The following is a 22,179-nucleotide window of genomic DNA, read 5'->3' on the forward strand; positions in this document are numbered from 1 at the left end:
TAAGGAATATAAGCTGAATTAGTGAAATGATAAAGGGTGGGCAGGATGCAAAAATGGTATCAGATTTTTCAAAGAAATACGGGACTTAACCCTTATGTATGGGTCGTCTTTTATATCCTGCCCTTCTATTATTTTAGCTCCTCATCTACAAGCCATATTGTGCTGGGTACCGCCATTATTTTAGTGTTTTTTGCTTGTTATGTACTGGCTTTTGTCTCTCAAGGCTGGCTGATCTACTTCTGGACCAGTGTACAGATTGCGATATCCATAACCATGACGCTGTTATTCAGCTATATGTATTTTTCCATATTTATCGCTTTTCTGATTGGTAATATCAAAAGCAAGGCCGCATTCACTACACTGTATATTGTTCTGATGGTCTGTACCATTGGATTGATCAATTACGGCTTCGTAGCTCAAGATCCTGTTTTTATTAAGCAGCTTCCTTTTATTCTGCTGAATCTGCTTGGTGTAATCTTGATTCCGATAACCACTTTTAACCGAAATAAAAGTGATCGGCTGCAAGTGCAATTGGAGGATGCCAATAAGAAAATATCGGAATTGATTAAGCTGGAGGAGCGGCAAAGAATTGCACGCGACCTGCATGATACTCTCGGTCAGAAGCTGTCACTCATCGGATTGAAAAGTGATTTGGCTGGCAAGCTGATGGATCAATACCCAGAGCGGGCTCACGCTGAAATTAACGATGTTCGTCTTACGGCGAGAAGTGCGTTAAAAGAAGTGCGGGAAATGGTCACTCAGATGCGAGGTATGCGATTAGAGGATGAATTACTGCGTATTCGGCAGATTTTAAAGGCTGCTCACATTGAATTCACCTTGGAGGGTGACCCAAAGCTGGAGCATACGTCTTTGATGAACGAGAATGTGCTTAGTATGTGCATGAAAGAGGCGGTGACCAATGTGGTGAAGCACAGTGGCGCTACAGCCTGCTCCATTACCATTGAGCCGTCTCGTAAGGAGCTAACCCTTCGGGTTCAGGACAATGGAGTCGGCGTTACGGGAGAAAGTGCAGCCTTTCGGGGGAATGGTCTGAAAGGGATGAAGGAAAGGCTCGAATTTGTGAATGGCTGTATGGAACTGCGTTCAGATCAGGGAACGGCCCTGATCATTAAAGTGCCGAATATCACTAAAAAGCCAAATGAGGAGGTGGGGCCATGATTCGAATCGTCATTGCGGAAGACCAGCGTATGCTGCTGGGTGCTTTGGCCTCCCTGCTGGACTTGGAAGAGGACATGAAAGTAGTCGGAAAAGCAAGCAACGGGGAAGAGGCTTTAGAACTGGTCAAGCTGCATCAGCCGGATATATGCATCATGGATATCGAAATGCCAATCAAGAGCGGATTGGATGCGGCTGAGGAACTTAAGGGCTTGAATTGCAAGGTGCTGATTCTGACCACGTTTGCCCGTCCCGGATATTTTGAACGGGCCATCAAGGCAGGTACGCACGGTTATCTGCTCAAGGACAGTCCCAGTGAAGAACTGGCTTCTTCGATTCGAAGTATTATGGCAGGCCGCCGCATTTATGCTCCGGAGCTGGTCGATGATGCTTATGCTGAAGTTAACCCGCTGACCGAGCGTGAGAAGACCGTCTTGGCGCTCATTGCTGACGGGAAGAACACCAAAGAGATTGCCGGTGAGCTGTACCTGACGACAGGGACGGTGCGCAATTACATTTCAGTCATTCTGGATAAGCTGGGTGTCAGCAACCGGATTGAGGCGATTACGCGCTTTAATGAAAAAGGCTGGTTTAAATAAACGGCAGACAGAAATGTCCAAGGAGAAACAGGGTAGCTATGAAGGAAGACATAGCTACCCTGTTTTGTTGTTTTATTCGTAGATTTGATATGCCTTTAGCCTACTTCCTTGTGATACAATAGGATAGCTGTCCATGGGATGGACCGAAGTACAAGGAGGAACGGAACCACATGAAACAAGCCCCATTTATAGCTGTTGAAGGGCCGATCGGAGCAGGAAAAACGACTTTGGCTTCGATGCTTTCAACGGAGCTGCATATGCCGATTATTAAAGAGATTGTTGAGGAGAACCCGTTTCTCGATAAATTTTATCAAAATATAGATGAGTGGAGCTTCCAACTGGAAATGTTCTTTCTCTGCAATCGGTACAAGCAACTGGAGGATACCGGCCTGCAATATATCGAGAAGGCACAGCCTGTTATTTCCGACTATCATATTTATAAAAACCTCATTTTTGCTGAGCGGACCCTAAAGGGTGTGAAGCTTAAAAAATATCGCCAAATCTATCATCTGCTCACCGACGATATGCCTAAGCCGGACGTGATCATCTACATTAAAGCCGATCTGGATACGTTGCTGGGCAGAATTCGCAAACGGGCGCGCTCCTTTGAACAGGAGATGGACCCAGCCTATCTGGAGCAACTTATTATCGATTATGATAAAGGCATACAATTCCTCGCTGAACAGGTTCCTTTTCCCAAGATATTGACCGTTAACGGGAATGAGATTGATTTTGTAGAAAACCGAGCACAATTTGAACAGATTGTTTCCGATGTAAAGGAGCTTATACAATGAATAATTACAACATCCCCGCGAATGCCCTGATTACGGTAGCGGGTACGGTAGGTGTGGGTAAATCCACGCTGACGGGGGCTCTAGCTGAACGCCTGGGCTTTAAAACCTCATTGGAAAAGGTAGATCATAATCCATATTTGGAGAAGTTTTATCACGATTTCGAAAGATGGAGCTTTCATCTGCAAATTTATTTTCTGGCCGAGCGCTTCAAGGAGCAAAAAAACATCTTCTTGTCCGGTGGAGGCTTTGTGCAGGACCGTTCGATTTATGAGGACACAGGAATTTTTGCGAAAATGCATGCCGATCAGGGGACGATGAACCCTACGGATTATGAAACGTATACCAGTCTGTTTGAGGCGATGGTGATGACGCCATTTTTTCCGCACCCGGATGTACTGGTCTATCTGGAAGGCAGCTTGCCATCCATACTGAGCCGGATCGAGGAGCGCGGTCGTGAAATGGAGATTCAGACAGAGCGATCTTATTGGGAGCAAATGTATCGCAGGTATTCCAACTGGATCAACGAGTTCGATGCCTGTCCTGTGCTGCGTCTGAACATTGATGAATATGACGTGCATGACCCAGCTTCCATGGACACCATTTTGGTAGAGGTAGGCAAGGTAATTTCTAAAAGATAGAGGTATAAAACCCAATAAACATACAAGGACTGTGGTACAATCAGAGATGAACTTGGCCTGATGACCGCAGTCTTTTTGTGTCGAATAGAGATTATTTCCAAGGACGAAGTATGCTTAACTGTATAGTGGACAAGCTTAAGCTAGAATGCGAGAATAGATACATATATTAAATGTAAATGACTCACGGGGAAGGATGGGATACTGTGATACGTTTTGGTATTGTTGGAACAAACTGGATAACGGAGAGGTTTATTCAAGCCGCGGTAGAGACGGACGAATTTGCCCTGACGGCGGTGTACTCACGAACAGAGGATAAAGGCAAAGCTTTTGCTGCCAAGAACAACAGCCATCCGGAGGTATTTACAGACTTGGAGCAAATGGCTGCAAGTGATCAGGTGGATGCCGTATACATTGCCAGTCCCAACTCCTTGCATGCGGAGCAGGCGATTGTGTGTATGAATCACGGAAAGCACGTACTGTGTGAGAAGCCATTTGCCTCCAATGCAACGGAGGTGCAGAGCATGATTGAGGCTGCGCGCAACAATGATGTTTTGCTAATGGAGGCCATTAAATCTACGCTTATGCCAAACTTTAAAATTGTTAAAGACCATATGTATAAAATAGGCCGTGTTAGGCGTTATTTTGCAAGTTATTGTCAATATTCATCACGTTTTGATGCTTTTAAGCAAGGAAAAGTGTTGAATGCCTTTAATCCGGCTTTTTCGAATGGCTCATTGATGGACCTTGGGATTTATTGCCTGTATCCTATGGTGGCATTGTTCGGCAAACCGGAGGAAGTTCGCGCGGTTGGCGTGCTCCTGTCCTCTGGTGTAGATGGGGAAGGTAGCATTGCTATGCGATATCCGGATATGGATGCCGTCGTGATGCATTCCAAAATTACCGATTCATATTTACCTGCCGAAATTCAGGGTGAAAATGGAACGATGGTGATTGATAAAATCAGCCAACCGTATGAGGTGAAAATTCATTATCGGGACGGCACGATTGAGGATTTGACGAAAGCACAGACGCGCGAACCGATGTATTATGAAATTCAGGAGTTTATTGATCTGATTAAAAGCGGAGAACGCAATAGCTCCATTAACTCACTGGAATGTTCACTCGCAGTCGCCGAAGTGATGGAGGATGCAAGACAGCAGATTGGCCTTCGATTTGAAGCGGATTTGAGAAATACGTCTGCACATTAGTTGGTTTGTGATTTAACGATACCCTAGAACAGGGAAACAGGGCTGCCGGTTTTGCAAACTTTGCAAACATCCGGTCGGCCTTATTTGGTTTTATATGCGCAAAAGTGTAAGCTGCTGTGATCTCATCGCTCATACGGTGGAATTTCGGGAAGCGGCTGGCTTTGCCAAGGGAGAGGAAGCCTTAGTATGAATAGCATAAAAGGATATCCTGCAGTCTTGTTGGCTGCATGGATATCCTTTTCATTCTCTTAGGGGACGTCTGCTGTTGTGCTTGTAATACTTACGCCCTGTTCGGAAGCTGGTAAAACGTACATAATGCTATTAACAGGTTCAACGTTTAAATGTTGTCCACATGATGAACGGAGCGTTCATTTTGAACATTGCCGGTATTCAATAAATCGCCAGGTTCAATAAGAGCAACATAAGCCTCTTCTTCTGCAAAAGGCATATGCTCTACGCCTTTAGGGATAACCACCATTTCACCTTCGTTCAGGTGTATATCCTTATCGCGTAGTTTTATAGTCAATTTCCCTTTAATGACAAGGAATAATTCGTCGGAATCATCATGGTGATGCCATAGAAATTCACCTTTGACTTTAACGATTTTAACGGCTGAATCATTTACATTGGCAACGATGCGGGGGCTGTAATATTCTTGAATCTGATCAAATTTGGACAACAAATTTACCTTTTCAATCATGAAAGATCCCTCCTCTAGTAGATGCTGCAATAGTATAACAGAGAGACGGATAAGTGGCTAGAAATTTCCACGCAAATATAGGGGGCTGAAACGATCATTCGCCGGATATAGTCTCTTTTGAGTATTATAGTAACTTTAAGTCTTACAGTCGGTCCGCAAACAGCTGTTCTTTGATATAAGAGACCGGCATTTCCTGGCCTGTCCACAGCTCGAAAGCAAGTGCGCCCTGCCACAGCATCATGCCCAGACCGTTAATGGCTGTTGCACCTACGGATTCGGCTTGTTCCATCAACTTGGATTTAGCCGGGCTGTATGATACATCTTCAAGCACGCTTTTTCCTTCCAGTGGTTTCATGCTGGCTATTATTGTGAATGTGTTGGGTATCGTGCTGAAAACGGAATAGTAGGGCAGGCTGAACCTAATCATCAGCAGGCTTATTCAGAATGCGTTATACTATGAAATATTGTAAATGCTCGACTTAAAACTGTGATTTGGGAGTGAGTTAGATATGGCAAAAATCGTTAAAGTGAAGGATGTTCTGATCGGTGAAGGCGCGCCTAAAATCTGTGTTCCGATGGTGGGAGAAACGTTGGAGCAACTGAAGGAAGAGGCTGCCTATTTGCGTACACTCGACCTGGATATCGTGGAATGGAGAGTCGATTTTTTCGAGCATGTAGAGGATTTGGAGAAGGTGAAGACTGCCTTGATTGAAATCCGGTCCATCTTGGCGAATATTCCGCTCGTCTTTACGTTCCGCAGCGCCCGGGAAGGCGGGGAAAAGGAAATCAGTACGGCGAGTTATGTGGAGTTGAACCGCATGGCAGCCGAATCGGGACAGGTAGATATCATTGATGTGGAGCTTTTTAATGACGAAGCCGATGTGAAGGCGCTGGTGGAAGCTGCGCATAAGCATAATGTATCCGTGATTATATCCAACCACGATTTCCAGAAGACACCCCCGAAGGAGGAAATCGTATCTCGGTTGCGTAAGGCGCAGGAGCTGGGAGGCGATCTGCCTAAAATAGCGGTCATGCCGACAAGTACGGCCGATGTGCTGACCTTGCTGGATGCCACGCGTACCATGGCAGAGGAATATGCAGACCGGCCTATTATTACGATGTCGATGGCAGGAAAAGGTGTCGTGAGCCGTCTGACCGGAGAGCTGTTTGGTTCGGCTTTAACCTTTGGTGCCGCTAAGAAAGCTTCCGCGCCGGGGCAGATACCTGTCACTGAACTGAGAGAGATATTGACGGTACTGCATAGTCATTCTTAAAAGACGCATGGCATTACTGCCAGCAAGCAAGGTATCCGCAGTGAACAAAAAAGGAAGGCCCCCATGTGATAAGCATGCTGGAGCCCTCCTTTTTGTAACTCTAATTCAATCCCCGAGTAGGTTCATACAACTCCCAACCCAGATTTAGAGTTTGGATAATATAGTCTGCGACTTCTTCCGCATCCAACTGATCCGTATCGATCTTGGAGTGATTCACCGCGTAAATGTCCTGTCTGGAACGGAAAAGAGCTTCGATTTCCTCCAAATTCTTGTTTTGCAGATTGGGACGGGTATCGATGAGCATCTTGAGTCGTTCCTTCCAGGATTCCCAATTTAAATCTAAAAAGAAGACGATAGATGAAGCCAAACAAGCCTGTTTAACCTCTTCTTGTAAAAAAGCACCGCCGCCAATCGAAATGACTTTCAAGCGGGTATTGCTGCTAAGTTTGAGAATATGGTCTTTTTCAATCTCGCGGAAGCCTTTTTCTCCATATGTTTTGAAAATTTCTGTTGTCGGCATGTTGTACTCTTGTTCAATCTCCTGATCAATATCCACAAAGTCCCGATACAGCTTGCGCGCGAGATGGGAACCGATCGTTGTTTTGCCTACACCCATAAAGCCAATGAGCACAATATTCTGTTCTCTTAATGGAATCTCACTCTTGTTTTGCACTATAACCACTCTTTTCTCACCAGTAATGTTGAGATGTAACGCTTCAAAGCACTAAATACATTATACGTTCATCAAACGTGTCATTCAATAGTATAGATCACATCAAAAACGAGGTATAGGACGAAAAAGGTTCTGATTACCATTTCACAGACGTGTGTCGGTCAATGGGTTCATTGTACGAAGGTGGTGATACGTGTCCAACAGTTCGCTTGGGTCTGATGGGACAAGCCGGGCTTCGTTCAGAACGAGTACTGTGATATGATCGTGCTATTACATTTTATACAAAAAAGTTGGGAAGCTATGAATCTATTTCATCCATATGTGAATGTTGACGGTACTTTGAATGATACGCAGGTATGGAGTCGGGAAGTTTTATATACAGGTACAAATGGTCGGCATGTTGAACGTTTTTACGTGTCACCTTCTGAGAGCTATGTGTTCAAGCCGTTAACCAATGATGAGCAAGAAGGCCGAGAGAGATGGGTGTATGAGCATGTACTTCCTTCACTACCGACGGTTTATCCCCGCTTGCTTGCCTGGTCTGATTCGGGGGAAGATGGCAGTGGGGAGTGGATGATTTTTGAGGACCTTGGTCCATTAGATCATCTGCATGATAAAGAAGTCATGTTGCAAGCGGTTGGACTTGTAGCAGGGTGGCATGCTTTGCCAACGGATCGTTTTACCGGAATTACACTGCGAGGACCGAAGCCGCTTATTCAAGATTTGGTTGCTGAGCTGTACATACGTCAGCTTGATGTGTTGAAGCTTTGCAGCTCGTTAGGAGTTCCTAAACAGCAGGTGCAGCGTATGTATGCACAGTTGGAGCGGTTCGCTTTTTCACCGCAGCTTGTGCTGTCTCATGGTGACCTTCATCCGGGAAACTATGCGCTAAGTGGGGAACGGCTGATGGTGCTGGATTGGGAGCATACCCATTTGAACACACCGCTTTGGGATGTGTATCATCTGCTCGACATGTCCCATCCGTTGTTTCCCCGGCGTATGACGTCCGACTTGCGAATTTGCTTGCTGGACAGGTATTTGGAGCAGATGGAGCTGCTGGGAGCAGGACTGGAGCGGGGCACATTTATGCAAGAATACAGCATGTTTGCCGTGGTATTTTCACTGTGGATGCTGTTGTTAATTGAAAGTGATTTGCGAAAGATCGGAACGAAATTGCATATAAACAGTGATAAATGGTCAAAAGAGCAATTAGAAGCCCAACGGGGCGAGGCGTTAGCCTGTTTGAACCAATGCGCAGCGATGCTGGAATGGGGACAAGCCAGACGGTGTAAATCAAGAGCTTGAATTACAGAGTGTGTACAGATCGTAAACAAGGGTGGGGACATACATGAAAAAAGTCGGTTTGGTCATGAGAAAAATACAGTTTGCCGAAGCGCAGGGCCCGCGTATTTTTGCGGAACGTCTGAAGCAGATCGGGCTGGAGCTGGGCGTGGACATCGTATTTGTGTCACCGGAGCGCCATGTCAGCAGCCATGATTGGCTTCCAGGCTATGAGCATGAAAAGGGCGATCTGGTCAATTATGACGTGGTACTCGACCAGCTTCATGGGCAGCAGATTGAGCATGTTATTTATACGGTATCCGGCTTTACATATTTGAATATGTTTTTTAAAAAAAGCGTGCTTTTTCCGCACAGTTTTCCGGACCCGGCGCTTACTGGATATGAGATGATGAAGCCTTTTTATCAGATTGTGGACAAGGCTATTGTGCAGACTGATTTTCTCAAGCAGGAGATGGCATCCAAATTTGGTGTAACGGATGTGACAGTTATCCCGATTGGGTTTAATGAGCGGCTGGTGGAAAAGCATTTTAACCCGTCGCAGGTGGTGGAGAATCGGGTGATGTGGATCGGAAGGGATGAAGAGAATCGGCGTCCTGATCTGGTACTGGAGTATGCGCGGCATAATCCCGATAAGGAAGTTTACATGGTGTTTGGCGGGGAACGCTACAAGGAAAGCATGAAGAAGTACGATATCCCTAACAATGTGAAGCTTCAATTTGCGTTGACGCAGGATGAGGTATTCGCGCTGATGAATACGGCCAAAGTATACTGGAGCTGCTCCAAATTCGACACGTTTGCGATGCCGCTGACCGAAGCGCTGGCTATGGGGAAAATCGTCGTGAAGCCTGAGCATCCTTGCTACGGACATATTAGCTCCACACACTCTTTTTCGGGCAATGAGAAAAACTGGTTCGAGCTGGTCAATATGGCTGCCGCCTCACCTCGTCGGGTTTCCACGGAAAATCAGTCGTATGCCATGGAGAAGTTTTCGAGCAAGGTGATGAAGCAGGGGTATCGGGACTTTTTTGAGAATTGGTTAAGCTGAGCAGGTAACGTCGCAGAATTTAAAAGCCATCGTTTGAATAAGTAAAAGGAAGAGGGGGTTACCCTCTCCTTTTTGAATTCTAAATATGTGGTTTATTGGGGATAATATGAAATAAAAATATACCTTCTACTATGGCAAATAAGCTAGTAAATGAATGGTTAGCAAAGCGGGTTTGGTTCGTTAACTTTGAGTACTCAGGCGAGTGAATGTGGTAGGGCTCTGTTGTAGTTTGATAATCCTCATCTTGATGTGGTTCACAGTGGAATTTAGCTAGAACCTGTTTATCGTCTTTGCTAATCCAATCGTAGTAATAGTGTGTAATCACACCGTGTCGTATATGTTCAGTTATGTATAACTTGGAGTCATCTACAAAAACAAGGGTCGCTCGCTGGGCGTAAGCGCGGTACTTGTCTTGCCAGTGCTATCTGTATCTCGAACAAGCGAAATGGCATCCCCGAAGGTTCTTTTCAATAACTCCAAGTTTGAAGCAGGATTTCCTATCAATTAGGGCTGATTTCTTGAAGAAAAGCTCGCCACTCTTTACCTTCTCTTGACCATTTAAAATCATTAGACATACTTGGTTCTCCTTTCTCTTTAAGCACATGTTCGAACGAATTACCATATCGTTCTTCATAAAAATTGATCATATCTACAGAATAACGAATGTGATTTATTTGAGATTCGGTCTTATCCATGTTTAACTTGGTTTGGTTTTCTTTGTATAATGTAGCTACTTCCTTCAAGGAAATGTGTTCTCCTGTAGGGGAAATCCACAAGGTTCGAGCGTTAATTCGGGCCTGTTTATTTTTTTCCTCTCTGACGAATCCTACAAATCGTTTTGCGGCAATCCAGTTGTTAATAGTTGATATACTAACTCTAAACATTTTAGCTAACTGCCCTGTCGAATATGAGGGTGATATTTCTTCCTCCGCCAGAGTAAGTATACTAGCGCTTACGTCCTTTAAACCTTTTGTAAGGATATCTAAGTTCTCATCGCCTACACGTCCGAACTGAATGATTTCAGTAATTTCTGATTCCAAGTTTGCAGGTAACGCATTAAATCTCACAGCGATGTTATGAAAAATCTTCAAAATAACTTCTGCTTTCTCCGGGGATCGTGAAGATTCAGTTATGAAGTTTTCGAATATTATTTTATCCTCTGTTGATAACGCCACCATATTCACCTCTTTATGCCTCCATTCTAAATGAACTGCAATCAAACTGCAAGTTAAACTGCAAATAAACTACAACTTACTATATTTCCCATTGTATCTGTCCCCCGTAATAAAACAATATTTTTTACTTTAAAGATAATATTTGTAATAAAAACCCGATGAGCAAGTATCCAAGTATCATCGGATTTTTATTAACATACGATATTTTTTATAAAATAGAGAATGGTTAACTGAAACATAATTGTACTTGAACGAGGACGGGAGAGAGGAAGTTGGACGGAGCTATAATGGAACTTGCAAAAACAGATGTACTTGAAGCGATGAGGAAAGAAATTCAAATGAACCAATTACTCATTGAAAATAGCGTCGTTTACCGAAACACATCAAGACAGGTCAAAATTCGAGTGTTCACCGCTATGGATCGTAACGATGCGCTTCGTCATTTCCTCAATCTGGATCGCTCTATGCAGACTCCGAACAGTTTAAAAACCAGCCTACCTATGAGCAAAGAATATCTTCATTTGATGTACAAAATAGGTGCTACCCGATATGCATATCATGAGAAAATAAAAGTGGAACAACAATTGTTTCTGGATTATACGGGGTAGTACCAGCGTCGCTGACACCACCCGCAAACGTATGGGTTAAACTGGGGATTTATTAAATACCTGATTATATTCAAGCTGCGCATCGGTGATCGCTAGCTTTGAATAGACTTTCAGCGATTTTCTTCATGGCCGGAACATGGCTGAATCAATGCATCATCAAAAAAAGCAGCCACTACAGGGCTGCTTTTGTACTACGGGCTAATTGCTCGTGTATTTTACCCAATCGTATTCGGCGTATAGCGGATTCGCTCCGTTATATGGACCTAGCCAGTCGTCAACACCAGTGCCATTCCATAAATTCATCATAATCTTGCCTGGCGTGCTCGGTATGTTCGTAGTTGCTGTATGCTTTAGAACCCCGTCAACATACCACTTAATGTATCCTGGCTGCCAATCGAATGCATAGGTGTGAAAGCCTCTAGATGCATCAAAGCCCAGATCGATAATCTTCTCATGACCACCGACCCCGTTTGTATAATAGTTGAATTGCACTTTTGTCGTGTCTTTGCCTAAAAATTCAATATCTATTTCATCCCATTGCGTGCCATCAGTAGGTCCCGTATACGTAAAAAAGGAAGATACGATCCCTGTATTTTTAGCAGGCTTCATGCTGACCTCGTATAAGCCGTATCTGTAAGTGTTCGTCGATCGATACTCTCCGCAGTCAAATTTATTGTACGCAGAACTCGTTAAGCCAAGCTTCATCTTGCCATCGTTCGTAAAATTGACATTATTGGCACGCCAAGTGCAATTAAACATGTTCCCATTGGAATATCCGTCCGCCTTTTGCCATGCACCAGAATTGAAACCATTAAGTGGTTCCCAAAAAACATTCCCCGCATAAACGCTTACCGAAAAAAACAGAGAGACAATGCCCGTGACCATTAAAGTAAACCAAGATTTCTTCTTCATTTTACACCTCCATAAAAGATTGACCAAACATGAAAGAAATGGCTGACAATGATACATTATTTCAAGTATTGGCCATCTTACCGGACAAATATAAAACGCTTCCATATTTGGTATCTTCATTGTAGTCTGAAATTGAGGCGTACACTATAGCAAACTTAACGCTCGAAACATAATTTTTAAAAAACTAAATTTTATCAAGTTGTGGTTTAAAAATGCACCGCTGGGCCGCTGCTCATGCCGATAACTAGAGCGCCTACGCCGGGCGAGAGCACCCCGGCCAAAGCGCTCTATGTTCCTGTCGTTCGTTTCACGCAGCCCACGGAGCGAAAGAGCTGTGGGCCAAATCCAAGATGGCATGCACACATCATGAGCCGCTACGCTGGCGCTGCGCTGTAGACATTGCAAGAATTTTACATACTAAGCAGATAAGATTTATGTATTTTACAAAGGCGACAGGTATGAGCGGGTTAAATATGTTATTTTTATAATATGGACTTATCCAAGGAGGATACAATGATGACGCTTAAAGTGGTACATAGTATTACAGATTTAATTGGAGATACGCCTTGTGTGCGGCTTCAACGGTTAACCGGACCGCAGGATGCGGAAGTGTATGTGAAGCTGGAATACTTTAATCCCAGCGGCAGTGTTAAGGATCGGGCGGCGGGTAATTTGATTGCCGAGGCGGAAAAGGCTGGACACTTAAAGCCGGGTGGAACCATTATTGAGCCGACCAGTGGCAACACGGGGATCGGTTTGGCGATGAATGCGGCTGCCCGAGGCTACCGTGCGATTTTGGTGATGCCGTCGAATATGACGAGGGAACGAATCAATATTTTAAAAGCGTACGGGGCTGAGGTTGTGCTGACACCAGCGGAAGAACGGATGTCAGGAGCGATTCGCAAGGCGCTGGAGCTGGGGGCTGAGATTGAAGGGAGCTTTATCCCACATCAATTTGAAAACGAGGCCAACCCGGATATCCACCGTACGACGACTGCACTTGAAATTTTGGAGCAGACAGAAGGCAAGCTGGACGTGTTCGTCGCTTCTTCGGGAACAGGCGGTACGATTACGGGAACGGGTGAGGTGCTGCGCCAGCATTTGCCGGATCTGAGGGTTGTCGTGGTAGAGCCGAAGGGTTCGCCAGTGCTGTCAGGGGGCAAGCCCGGTCCGCATAAGCTGGTTGGTACTAGCCCGGGATTCGTTCCTGCCGTACTGAATACGGATATTTATGACGAAATCATACAGGTTTCGGATGAGGATGCGATTGCAATGACACGGGCCATTGCTGCTCAGGAAGGAATTCTCGTCGGACCTTCCAGCGGAGCTACAATATGGACGGCAATTCAGGAAGCTCGGCGCTTGGGACCGGGCAAACGGGTGCTTTGTATTGCCCCGGATACAGGAGAGCGTTATTTGAGCATGGGGATTTTCGGATAAAAAAGGTGCGATTCGGGGCACATCGTTATACACGACCACATGTAGGTGTTAAAATAGTAGATGGTAGCGGTTTCATAGGTTGATATCATGTGGGATGCTGAAGGAATATTTTGGAGAAGTAAAGGAGGAGCAGCATGAAGATTATGCCTTTACAGAAACGCGGAATCTCCGATAGTCGTCTGGGGAGTCTGTGGATGGTATTCTGAAGCGTCTGGGCACCGAATATTTGGACATCCTGCTGCTGCATCGCCCCGATCCGCTGGTAGAGCCGGAAGAAGTGGCGGAGGCGTTCAGCAAGCTCAAGGAATCCGGTAAAGTACGGCATTTTCGCGTTTTCAATATGAATAGGCCCGCCCTTTGTCTTATGGACAGAGTGCGGGCCTTTTTTCGTTGGCTGTATTTAACATTTTTCCAGCGGCTAATCCTCTTCGTATCTTGCAAGTGCCCTGGCAGTTGTTTCCTTCATTCGGGAAATGAGCCGAGAGCCTTGGACGACCTTGACGCGTTTGCCGAGGAAACGGATTTTGGACAGTACATATTCATCTTCGTCTGCCTGAAAAGTGAGCGTAATGCGATAGGTATCCGCATCCTGAATATACTCTACTTCTTTCTCAAAGCAGGAAAAGGCGTATAAAATACGGGACATTTCCCCGTTGTAGACAGGAATAATTTCGATGATGCCCTGTTCTTTGCGTGACTCCAGAATACCGAGTATACGTTGGGTGAATTTCTCGGTCTCTTCAGGTGGAATTTCCTCTTCGGTGATGGTTACGATGTTAGGCAGCTTGGTGGACATCAGCGCACGGTGTCTGCGATTGTACCAAAGCAGGCTCCATTCCTTTTTGACCATGGAAAATTCCAGTTTATACGGAAAGCCGGACATACGCTCATGAACACGTCCGTTGCGCATTCTGTAGCTCATACAGATACCTGAGCGTGACCGCAGGATGGGACGCAATATACGCAGGAGCGGATGATAGACCGGGGAGGCAGGGATGCCGGCCTTTTCCCTCAAGCTGCCATCGACCTCCAGCGGCTCGTCATCTGCGAGCATCAGCCGAAGCTTATCGAGCGTAGACGGGGTAAAGGCTTCTGCCGCCGCCCGATCTGCCAGCATGGACTGGAGCCAGATTCTTTCCTGCGATGTAGTAGCAAAAGCGCCCGATTCATCCAGCCGCGAGACGATCTGGTAGTTAAATATTTTCTCGAATAGGCTCATAATAGGCTTGAAGCTCCTTCCATTCCTGCTTGAATTCCTGACGCAGCCGCTTGGGCTCCAATACCTCACAGCTTGATCCAAAGCTGCGCAGCCATGGTTTAATCTCGGTGATTCCATTCACTGTAATTTCATAGATAAAGGATTCACCTTCTTCCTCCGTGATCGTTCCCCATTGCCCCTGCAACAGCACCCGTTCCCGAATAAAGTTGCGTTTGGCACCTTCAGGATTGAAAAAACGTACCCGCACCTTCACGGTGCGCCCGGTATCCACAAGCCAGCTATACCGCGTTCTTTCTTCCAACACGGCCAGCAGGTCGGCAAAACGCTGCTCCGACACGGGTTCGCCCTCCGCCAATTGTGTCATGCCCTCCATGCGGAACTTCATGATTCCTTTGCCGCCCACCTGACCCAGCACATACCAACGCCCGTATTGATGATCATAGATGACTTGCAGGGGGAGAATGGTGTGTTCACGGCCTTCGGTTTCTTTTTCAAACAGCGGATTTGTGTTCTGTGACCCATACATGCTTCGTTTGGCCGCCGAAAAGTACAAAAAAGTCACACAGCGACGTTGTCGAATGGCATGAAGAAGCGGATGAACATGCGCCTCATCCAGAATACGTGAGTGATAGTGGTATTTGTATAAAAAAGGTTCCACCATCTCCTGATCTCCGGTTTGACGACGCATAGCTTTTTTTAAATGATCGCGCAGCAGATATCCCTGTACAGAGGGGAGGTGCGTATTCGACATAATGTCCACAAAGTCATACAGGTCCAGTAATTCCTCGTCCGTCAGTCCAGTGACCAGATCGTTGCGGACAGCATAGCGGTAAGGTCTGCCGCCGGGCTCCTTGCGAACCACGCCGACTTCGACCAGATATTTCAGGTCCGAACGGATCGTTTTCTCATCCGGTAGCGTACTGTCGGGAGGCAGCCCGTCGCAGCAGGCATCCAGCAGCTCCATGGTGGTCAGCGGTTGTGACTGTAGCGCTGTCAGCAGAAGGGCCAGGCGGACGCTTTCCGACTCCTTGAGCGATTTGGCCCGAAACAGGAATAGCAGTAGTGGATCAGCGGATTCATAGTAGTTGAAGCGCAGCATTTCATTGAAGTCATGTCCCTGCTCCGCTGGTAACTGCTGCTGTACGGATTGAACGATTTCTTTGAGACGCCGGATTGTTTTATCAAAGGTATGTACGGAAATGCCCAGTCTGTCTGCAAATTGCTGCCGATTATAAGCGCCGCTCGTCAGTGTCAGCATGCGCAGAAATTGAATTTCTTTATCAAAGCTCTCTCTCGCCATGGCGGATTCCCCGTTTCTGTTGCCGTTCTCCGAAAATAAGTATCCCTCTATTCTAACAGGGAAGAGATGCAGGAAAAAGGGAATTTATTCATCTTTGTAATACTTTCGCCATGTTCGCGGCAAGCAAAATATAGGATGATATACATACCAAGTAGAATCCGTCAGCCAAGACGGGGCGTAGAATGAATGTGGAGCATTCAGGAAATATCAAGGTATAAAAGCGGTGGTTAGGGAGGGAATAGCATGACAGATATAAAACATGAGCAGGATTCAATCAGACCGGAAATGCGTGAAACGATATTGCAGGAGCTGCGCGTTTTGGAGCAGGAGGAGCAGGTGCGGATTGTATATGCCTGTGAATCAGGCAGTCGGGCGTGGGGATTTCCTTCACAGGATAGTGACTATGATGTACGTTTTATTTATGTAAGGCCGGTGGAGTGGTATTTGTCCATTTTTGATAAACGGGATGTGATTGAGCGTCCGATCAGCGATTTGCTGGATATCAACGGCTGGGATTTGAAAAAGGCGCTCAGTCTGTTTCGCAAGTCCAATCCGCCTTTGCTGGAATGGTTGCAATCCCCGATTCCCTATCTGGAGCCATATTCAGTGGCAGAGCAAATTCGCGCTATATCGCCGTTAACTTTTTCGCCTAAGTCCTGTATGTATCACTATCTGAATATGGCGCGGGGGAACTATCGGGATTATCTGCAAGGAGAACAGGTGAAGATTAAAAAATATTTTTACGTGCTGCGCCCGTTGCTGGCCTGTGGCTGGATTGAACGCTATAACAGCATGCCTCCGATGGAATTCGAGGACTTGCTGGAGGAATTAATTCCGGCAGATACAGAGCTTTATCAGGTGATCGGACATTTGCTGCAACGTAAAAAAGCGGGCGAGGAACTGGATATTGAGCCACAGCTTTCTGTGGTCAATGATTATATCCAGCAGCAAATGGCTTATTTTGAACAAAAGGCACCTTTGCTCCAGCATATGGAGGGTGGACGTGATCAGCAACTGGATGATTTGTTCCGTGCTGCGGTGAAGGAAGTATGGCAAGCATAGGGCTTGGAAGGGGAAAAGGAACATGCATATCACATTAAAAGCGACAGGAACGAATGCGGGAATGATTTCTCATTTGCTCGCTAAAAATCCTTACAATACGTATGATCGCACGGAAAAAGGCGTACGGGTGCGCATGGTGTACACCATTTTTACCGAGGAAGAGGCTGAGATTGTCATTCAGGCTTCGCCTGATTCTATTGATCTGGTCAAAAACAGTCCGGGTAGCTATGACATTACACAATATATTAATGACCGTGAGTTTGTGACGAGTAGCCTGTTCTGCTCCTATATTCGTGGTGCGTTGGGGACGGCCTTGAACGGTAAACCCAAGGAGGAATACGCAGAATGGGTGAATCATCCTTTTGCGCTGGAGCTATCGTTTGGTCCCATTGCTTCGGATTTGCCGGATTCTGTAATAGAGGGATTGTTTGCTCCGCTGGGCTATCAAATGATCATGGAACGCGGGGAAGCAGATTATTCTTTTCAGCTGAAAAACCGAAGTACGGTCAGATATATTACGTTAAGCGGCTGTCAGACGGTGCAGCATGTGCTGCGGCAGTTATTTTTGATGATTCCGGTACTGGATAATTACAAGCATTATTACATCAGTGAGGATGAGTTTGATAAGCTGAAACGTTATGGCGAAGGCTGGCTGGAGGAGCATCCGCTGCGTGAGTTGATTATTCGGCGTACGCTTCGTTTTGCCAATCTGATCGAACAGTTTGAGCAACAAGTCGCTGTTGAGCCTCATCCAAAAGGGCAGTCTGGGCGTGCTGAAAAGCATGCTGCACCAGATCAAAAGCATAAGCAGGCTCACGATCAGCAGCAAGAACAGTCGCAGGAGGAAGTGAAGCCAGAACCTGTAGTCCGTCTGAATGAGCTGCGCTATCAAGCTATTATGAACGTGATCCGCAAGCTGCCCCGGCGTCAGAAGATCGTGGACTTTGGTTCAGGCGAAGGGAAGCTGTCGGCCCGGATGGCTCAAATGACGGGTGTCGAAGAAATTTGGGCGGTGGAGCCGTCCGCACAAGCACAGGTGAGAGCCATGGAGCGGTTTGCCAAGCTGGAAAGGCATACTGACGCGATTAGCCCCACACCAGTGATAGGCTCCCTCTTTTATTATGATGAATTATTGCGGGGCAAGGATGTCATAATCCTGTGCGAGGTTATCGAGCATGTGGATGAGCATCGTCTAAACCGGGTTATGGAGACCATTGTGACGGAATATCAGCCCGGTGTGCTGATCGTAACGACTCCAAACCTGGAATACAATGAAGTATATAACATGGATAAGCAGGAGCTAAGGCATGGGGATCACCGATTTGAGTGGAGCAGAACGGAGTTTCAGGAACGGTGTGAGCAATGGATTAAGGAAGCTCCTTATTCATTATTACTGGAGGGTGTTGGAGAAGAAGTCGCAGGCTTCGGCCAACCGACTCAAATGGCTATATTTACGCGCAGAAAGGGGCAGAAGGACGCATGAGCAGGAGCATTTCATCCAAACGTACGATTGAGTTACCACATGCCGGACTGGTTGTGCTGGTGGGAGCTTCCAACAGTGGTAAAACCACTTTATTGGACAGGCTGGTGAGCGAAGGGATTTTGCTGGAGACAGAAATCGTATCCTCGGATCATTTTCGCAAGCTGGTCGGAGATACGGAATTTATAGACTGGCGCGGTCTTCCAAGGCTGGAATCGGACGTGCTGTTCTATGAGTATCAGCAAATGTCGGCTAAGGCGTTCGAGGCAATGGATACGATTTTGGCTATGCGTTGTCGCCTGAATAAGCTGACAGTTGTGGATGCTACCCATCTGTATGCCGAGGACCGTCAAAAATATGTACAGCTTGCAAGCAAGGCGCATGTTCCCGTTATTGCTATAGTGCTGGATGTACCGGAATCCGTGCTGCTGGAGCGGGATTCAGGCAGGGAGCATCCGCGTGGTCGCCAACGGGTCAAGCAGCAGGCACAGCAATTGAAGCGGAACCTGTGCGGCCTTCGGGCTGAAGGCTTCGACTCCTGTTATGTGCTTAAGGATGTAGAAGAAATGAGCTTTGTCCGCCGTGACCATCCGCTGTTCCATGAAATCGGGGCAGGAATTGATATCATTGGCGATATACACGGATGCTATCGCGAGATGATGGAAGTGATAGACCAGCTTGGATATACGGAGGATGCAGAAGGGCTGTATCGTCATTCTGATGGAAGAAAGCTCGTATCTGTCGGGGATGTGATGAGCCGTGGCCCGGAATCGTTACAGGCGATGTGCTTCTGGAAAAAGCAGGTGGATGCCGGATTAGCGTATATGATCGACAGCAACCACGGCTGGAAAATCGGCCGTTATCTGGATGGGAGAAAGGTTACACTCAGTCACGGGGATGAACGCTTTGCAATGGAGCTGACTCAATATGAACACAAAGCGGGCAAGGAAGCAGCAGAACAGCTTAGAAGCGAGTTGAGGGATTTTCTGCTGGCTGCACCGTCTCATCTTATTTTTGGTAGGGATGGTTTACGAAATGTGGTGGTGGCTCATGCCGGGATTAAGGATCATTATATTGGCAAGCAATCGGCGCGAATTTCGGATTATTGTCGTTATGGAGATACGGAAGGACAGGATGCGAACGGCAAACCGATCCGTAAAGACTGGTTCGTAGAGCATGAATCGGGAGAAATAGTGGTATGGGGACATGATCCAAGACCGCAGCCTACTATTGTGAACCAGACGGTCAATATAGATCAGGGCGTGGTATTCGGCGGTATGCTGACGGCTTATCGTTATCCTGAAAAGGAGTTTGTCAGTGTTCCAGCCCATGAGAATTATGCGAATGATTCGGATAGCCCGTTGGTCCGATGGCAGAAAAAACGTTTTTCCCCGCCGAATTTGCGCAAGCTGGTGGCAGGGTACAGCGTGCTTACGGAAGCGTACGGCGAGGTTCGCATACAGGGAGAACTGGCCAAATCTGCTATAGATGCGGTGTCACATGTGACGGTGCCGATGGAGGAACTGGTGTATATTCCGCCGACCATGAGTCCCGCCCCCATGGTGTCTGCGGAGGAAGGATATCTGGAGCATCCGCGTGAGGCGCTGGCTTATTATCGCGGTCAGGGAGTTCAGACGATGGTGGCGGAGAAAAAGCATATGGGCAGCCGTGCTGTTTTGTTGTTATTCAAGAACGAGCAGGCCGCTGTTGAATATGTAGGTTACCCGACGCTGGGTACGATTTACAGTCGGAGCGGGCGGGCTTTCTTTGAACCGGGTATCGGCAAGCAGGTGCTGAAGAAGCTGAATCATGATCTCCAGAACGCTGGATATTTTGAACGGAACCGGACGGAGTTTGTTTTACTGGATGCGGAAATTGTACCGTGGAATCTCAAGGCCCGGGAACTGATTGCCTCACAGTATGCGCATGTGGGTGAAGCCGCCCTTCTGGACCGCAGCAAGCTGATCAACAAGCTGCATCAGGCCAAGTCTGGGGGACGGGAAGTTGGAGACTGGCTGGAGGAAATGGAGCGGAAATATGCGAATGCGGTAACGTTTCAGGAGGCTTTTCAAAAATATTGCTGGGATGTGGACGGTCTGGATGAAATCTGTATTGCACCGTTCCATACGCTGGCACACAGCGAAAGAGATTTTTTCGACCAATCTCATGTATGGCATATGGAGCAAAACCGGGAGCTGGCTGGTATGTCATCGCTGTTTATGGAGACGGAGTATCGGGTCATTACGGATGAGGCAAGCGAGGAAGAGGTCATTCGCTGGTGGAGCGAAATGACAGAGGATGGTCACGAGGGAATTGTGATCAAGCCGGAACGCTTTTTGATGAAAAACAGGGACAAGCTGATTCAGCCTGCGATCAAGGTGAGAGGACGCAAATATTTGCACATCATTTATGGTATGGATTATCTGGTGCCAGAACATTTAAAGCGTCTGAAGCAGCGACGAACGGGTAAAAAGGAGCGTCATGCGTTGATGGAGGGAGCGCTTGGTATGGAGAGTGTGGAACGCTTTGTCCGCAAGGATACGGTGGAGCGTATTCATGAATGCGTCCTTGCCGCTCTGTCGCTGGAATCGGAACCGGTTGATCCGAGATTATAGTTTTATAAAGGAGGAACTGAAATGGGCACGTCACTGATTGATATTGGTGTGAATCTGATGCATCATTCGTTTCATGAGGATCGGGAGCAGGTGGTGGAGAGAGCGGCAGTCGAAGGGATTACACCGCTGATTATTACCGGGACAAGTGTCCGCAGCAGCCGGGAGGCTTCTCAGTATGCGGCACGTTATCCCGGCAAGCTGTATGCGACGGCTGGTGTGCATCCCCATGATGCCAAAGACTGTACCCCGGATACGATTCAACAGCTCCGTACGCTGGCGGGTCAGCCGCAGGTCGTAGCCATCGGGGAATGCGGGCTGGATTATAACCGCGATTTCTCTCCGCGTGATGTGCAGCGCCAATGGTTTGGGGAACAGATTAAGCTGGCTGGCGAGCTGAAAATGCCGTTATTTTTGCATGAGCGGGATGCGCATGAGGATTTTGCGGCTATGCTGCGGGAGCATAATGGGCTGGTAGATAAGGCGGTGGTGCATTGCTTTACCGGAACCGCACAGGAGCTGCACACGTATGTAGACATGGGATTGTACATCGGTATTACAGGCTGGATCTGCGACGAACGGCGCGGCAAGCATTTGCGTGAACTGGTCAGGGATATTCCGCTGGACCGTCTGATGATTGAAACAGATGCTCCATTTCTCACCCCGCGTAATTTACCTGTAAAGCCGAAGGAAGGGCGCAATGAGCCGATCTATCTCGCACATATTGCCGCTACGGTTGCAGAATGTACAGGTCGAAGCATCATGGAGATCGAAATCGCCACGATGGAGACGGCAAAACGTTTTTTCGGATTATCTGTAGAAGAATAAATGGTTATTGAAACCAATATTAGGATTGTCAAAGCAATAGATGTGGTGTACATTATAGTGAATTAAAAAGCATTGTCGGGAGCTTGAGAAAGTCAGGCTGAGAGGGTGGCCCTTGCCATCGACCGTGAAATCTG

The 22,179-nt window shown here is 46.9% G+C and carries 21 protein-coding genes and 2 pseudogenes; 15 read left to right on the top strand and 8 right to left on the bottom strand.

The genetic code is table 11. From position 1 onward, the window contains the following. Positions 1-45 precede the first annotated feature (45 nt). From AC0WRU_RS04565 to AC0WRU_RS04585, 5 genes are all read left to right on the top strand, one after another. Positions 46-1,179, top strand: a complete 1,134-nt coding sequence (locus tag AC0WRU_RS04565) for a sensor histidine kinase (RefSeq protein WP_476127413.1) — start codon at positions 46-48, stop codon at positions 1,177-1,179. Then, positions 1,176-1,775: a response regulator transcription factor gene (locus AC0WRU_RS04570; protein WP_025683815.1), complete on the top strand. Its 600-nt coding sequence runs from the start codon at positions 1,176-1,178 to the stop codon at positions 1,773-1,775. Before AC0WRU_RS04565 ends, AC0WRU_RS04570 begins: the two co-directional genes overlap by 4 nt. 170 nt (positions 1,776-1,945) lie before the next feature. After that, on the top strand, positions 1,946-2,569 hold the full coding sequence (locus AC0WRU_RS04575; RefSeq protein ID WP_476127414.1) for a deoxynucleoside kinase: 624 nt from the start codon (positions 1,946-1,948) through the stop codon (positions 2,567-2,569). After that, positions 2,566-3,207, top strand: a complete 642-nt coding sequence (locus AC0WRU_RS04580; RefSeq protein ID WP_476127415.1) for a deoxynucleoside kinase — start codon at positions 2,566-2,568, stop codon at positions 3,205-3,207. Before AC0WRU_RS04575 ends, AC0WRU_RS04580 begins: the two co-directional genes overlap by 4 nt. Before the next feature lie 206 nt (positions 3,208-3,413). Next, positions 3,414-4,415 (top strand): Gfo/Idh/MocA family protein, encoded by a 1,002-nt coding sequence (locus AC0WRU_RS04585; protein ID WP_476128568.1) that lies wholly within the window; start codon positions 3,414-3,416, stop codon positions 4,413-4,415. Positions 4,416-4,752: 337 nt separating this feature from the next. On the opposite strand, the gene AC0WRU_RS04590 is transcribed toward AC0WRU_RS04585, so the two are convergent. Both AC0WRU_RS04590 and AC0WRU_RS04595 read right to left on the bottom strand, forming a co-directional pair. After that, positions 4,753-5,115, bottom strand: a complete 363-nt coding sequence (locus AC0WRU_RS04590) for a cupin domain-containing protein (RefSeq protein WP_476127416.1) — start codon at positions 5,113-5,115, stop codon at positions 4,753-4,755. 142 nt (positions 5,116-5,257) lie between these two features. Next, positions 5,258-5,470: pseudogene (locus AC0WRU_RS04595) on the bottom strand (quinate/shikimate dehydrogenase); the annotation flags it as partial. 154 nt (positions 5,471-5,624) lie between these two features. Here AC0WRU_RS04595 and aroD point away from each other — a divergent pair. Then, positions 5,625-6,389: a type I 3-dehydroquinate dehydratase gene (aroD, locus tag AC0WRU_RS04600; protein ID WP_476127417.1), complete on the top strand. Its 765-nt coding sequence runs from the start codon at positions 5,625-5,627 to the stop codon at positions 6,387-6,389. Positions 6,390-6,489: 100 nt separating this feature from the next. Here aroD and AC0WRU_RS04605 read toward each other — a convergent pair whose 3' ends face one another. Continuing rightward, positions 6,490-7,062 carry a shikimate kinase gene (locus tag AC0WRU_RS04605; protein WP_476127418.1) on the bottom strand — a complete coding sequence of 191 codons (573 nt, stop codon included), beginning with the start codon at positions 7,060-7,062 and terminating at the stop codon, positions 6,490-6,492. Between the two features lie 258 nt (positions 7,063-7,320). Between AC0WRU_RS04605 and AC0WRU_RS04610 the strand changes: the two genes are divergently transcribed. Further along, positions 7,321-8,367, top strand: a complete 1,047-nt coding sequence (locus AC0WRU_RS04610; RefSeq protein WP_476127419.1) for a phosphotransferase family protein — start codon at positions 7,321-7,323, stop codon at positions 8,365-8,367. Between the two features lie 43 nt (positions 8,368-8,410). Next, complete coding sequence (locus AC0WRU_RS04615) at positions 8,411-9,409, top strand: glycosyltransferase (protein WP_476127420.1); 999 nt, start codon at positions 8,411-8,413, stop codon at positions 9,407-9,409. A gap of 79 nt (positions 9,410-9,488) precedes the next feature. Here the strand turns inward: AC0WRU_RS04615 and AC0WRU_RS04620 are convergent, their stop codons facing one another. Both AC0WRU_RS04620 and AC0WRU_RS04625 read right to left on the bottom strand, forming a co-directional pair. Further along, positions 9,489-9,758 carry a hypothetical protein gene (locus AC0WRU_RS04620; protein WP_476128569.1) on the bottom strand — a complete coding sequence of 90 codons (270 nt, stop codon included), beginning with the start codon at positions 9,756-9,758 and terminating at the stop codon, positions 9,489-9,491. Between the two features lie 151 nt (positions 9,759-9,909). Continuing rightward, positions 9,910-10,593 (bottom strand): hypothetical protein, encoded by a 684-nt coding sequence (locus tag AC0WRU_RS04625; RefSeq protein WP_476127421.1) that lies wholly within the window; start codon positions 10,591-10,593, stop codon positions 9,910-9,912. Positions 10,594-10,856: 263 nt separating this feature from the next. Here AC0WRU_RS04625 and AC0WRU_RS04630 point away from each other — a divergent pair, with 263 nt between their 5' ends. Beyond that, the gene (locus AC0WRU_RS04630; RefSeq protein ID WP_476127422.1) at positions 10,857-11,192 is read left to right on the top strand and encodes a hypothetical protein; all 336 of its coding nucleotides are present in this window, start codon (positions 10,857-10,859) and stop codon (positions 11,190-11,192) included. Positions 11,193-11,390: 198 nt separating this feature from the next. Here AC0WRU_RS04630 and bglS read toward each other — a convergent pair whose 3' ends face one another. Continuing rightward, positions 11,391-12,104 carry a beta-glucanase gene (bglS, locus tag AC0WRU_RS04635; RefSeq protein ID WP_476127423.1) on the bottom strand — a complete coding sequence of 238 codons (714 nt, stop codon included), beginning with the start codon at positions 12,102-12,104 and terminating at the stop codon, positions 11,391-11,393. A 516-nt stretch (positions 12,105-12,620) separates the two neighbouring features. On the opposite strand from bglS, the gene cysK reads away from it, so the two are divergent. Then, positions 12,621-13,544 carry a cysteine synthase A gene (gene cysK / locus AC0WRU_RS04640; RefSeq protein ID WP_476128570.1) on the top strand — a complete coding sequence of 308 codons (924 nt, stop codon included), beginning with the start codon at positions 12,621-12,623 and terminating at the stop codon, positions 13,542-13,544. 184 nt (positions 13,545-13,728) lie between these two features. Further along, positions 13,729-13,917 (top strand): annotated as a pseudogene (locus AC0WRU_RS04645) (aldo/keto reductase); the annotation flags it as partial. 45 nt (positions 13,918-13,962) lie between these two features. Here AC0WRU_RS04645 and AC0WRU_RS04650 read toward each other — a convergent pair. Together AC0WRU_RS04650 and AC0WRU_RS04655 are read right to left on the bottom strand one after the other, a co-directional pair. After that, positions 13,963-14,763 (bottom strand): WYL domain-containing protein, encoded by an 801-nt coding sequence (locus AC0WRU_RS04650; protein WP_476127424.1) that lies wholly within the window; start codon positions 14,761-14,763, stop codon positions 13,963-13,965. After that, positions 14,738-16,063 carry a helix-turn-helix transcriptional regulator gene (locus tag AC0WRU_RS04655; protein ID WP_476127425.1) on the bottom strand — a complete coding sequence of 442 codons (1,326 nt, stop codon included), beginning with the start codon at positions 16,061-16,063 and terminating at the stop codon, positions 14,738-14,740. Before AC0WRU_RS04655 ends, AC0WRU_RS04650 begins: the two co-directional genes overlap by 26 nt. Before the next feature lie 243 nt (positions 16,064-16,306). On the opposite strand from AC0WRU_RS04655, the gene AC0WRU_RS04660 reads away from it, so the two are divergent. The 4 genes from AC0WRU_RS04660 to AC0WRU_RS04675 are packed head-to-tail and all read left to right on the top strand — an operon-like array spanning position 16,307 to position 22,045. Further along, on the top strand, positions 16,307-17,125 hold the full coding sequence (locus tag AC0WRU_RS04660) for a nucleotidyltransferase domain-containing protein (RefSeq protein ID WP_476127426.1): 819 nt from the start codon (positions 16,307-16,309) through the stop codon (positions 17,123-17,125). A 22-nt stretch (positions 17,126-17,147) separates the two neighbouring features. Beyond that, positions 17,148-18,608, top strand: a complete 1,461-nt coding sequence (locus tag AC0WRU_RS04665; protein WP_476127427.1) for a 3' terminal RNA ribose 2'-O-methyltransferase Hen1 — start codon at positions 17,148-17,150, stop codon at positions 18,606-18,608. Continuing rightward, the gene (locus AC0WRU_RS04670) at positions 18,605-21,220 is read left to right on the top strand and encodes a polynucleotide kinase-phosphatase (RefSeq protein ID WP_476127428.1); all 2,616 of its coding nucleotides are present in this window, start codon (positions 18,605-18,607) and stop codon (positions 21,218-21,220) included. Before AC0WRU_RS04665 ends, AC0WRU_RS04670 begins: the two co-directional genes overlap by 4 nt. A 21-nt stretch (positions 21,221-21,241) precedes the next feature. Further along, complete coding sequence (locus AC0WRU_RS04675; RefSeq protein ID WP_476127429.1) at positions 21,242-22,045, top strand: TatD family hydrolase; 804 nt, start codon at positions 21,242-21,244, stop codon at positions 22,043-22,045. Positions 22,046-22,179: the final 134 nt, after the last annotated feature.

The sequence above is a fragment of the Paenibacillus sp. 1-8 genome (assembly GCF_056316205.1).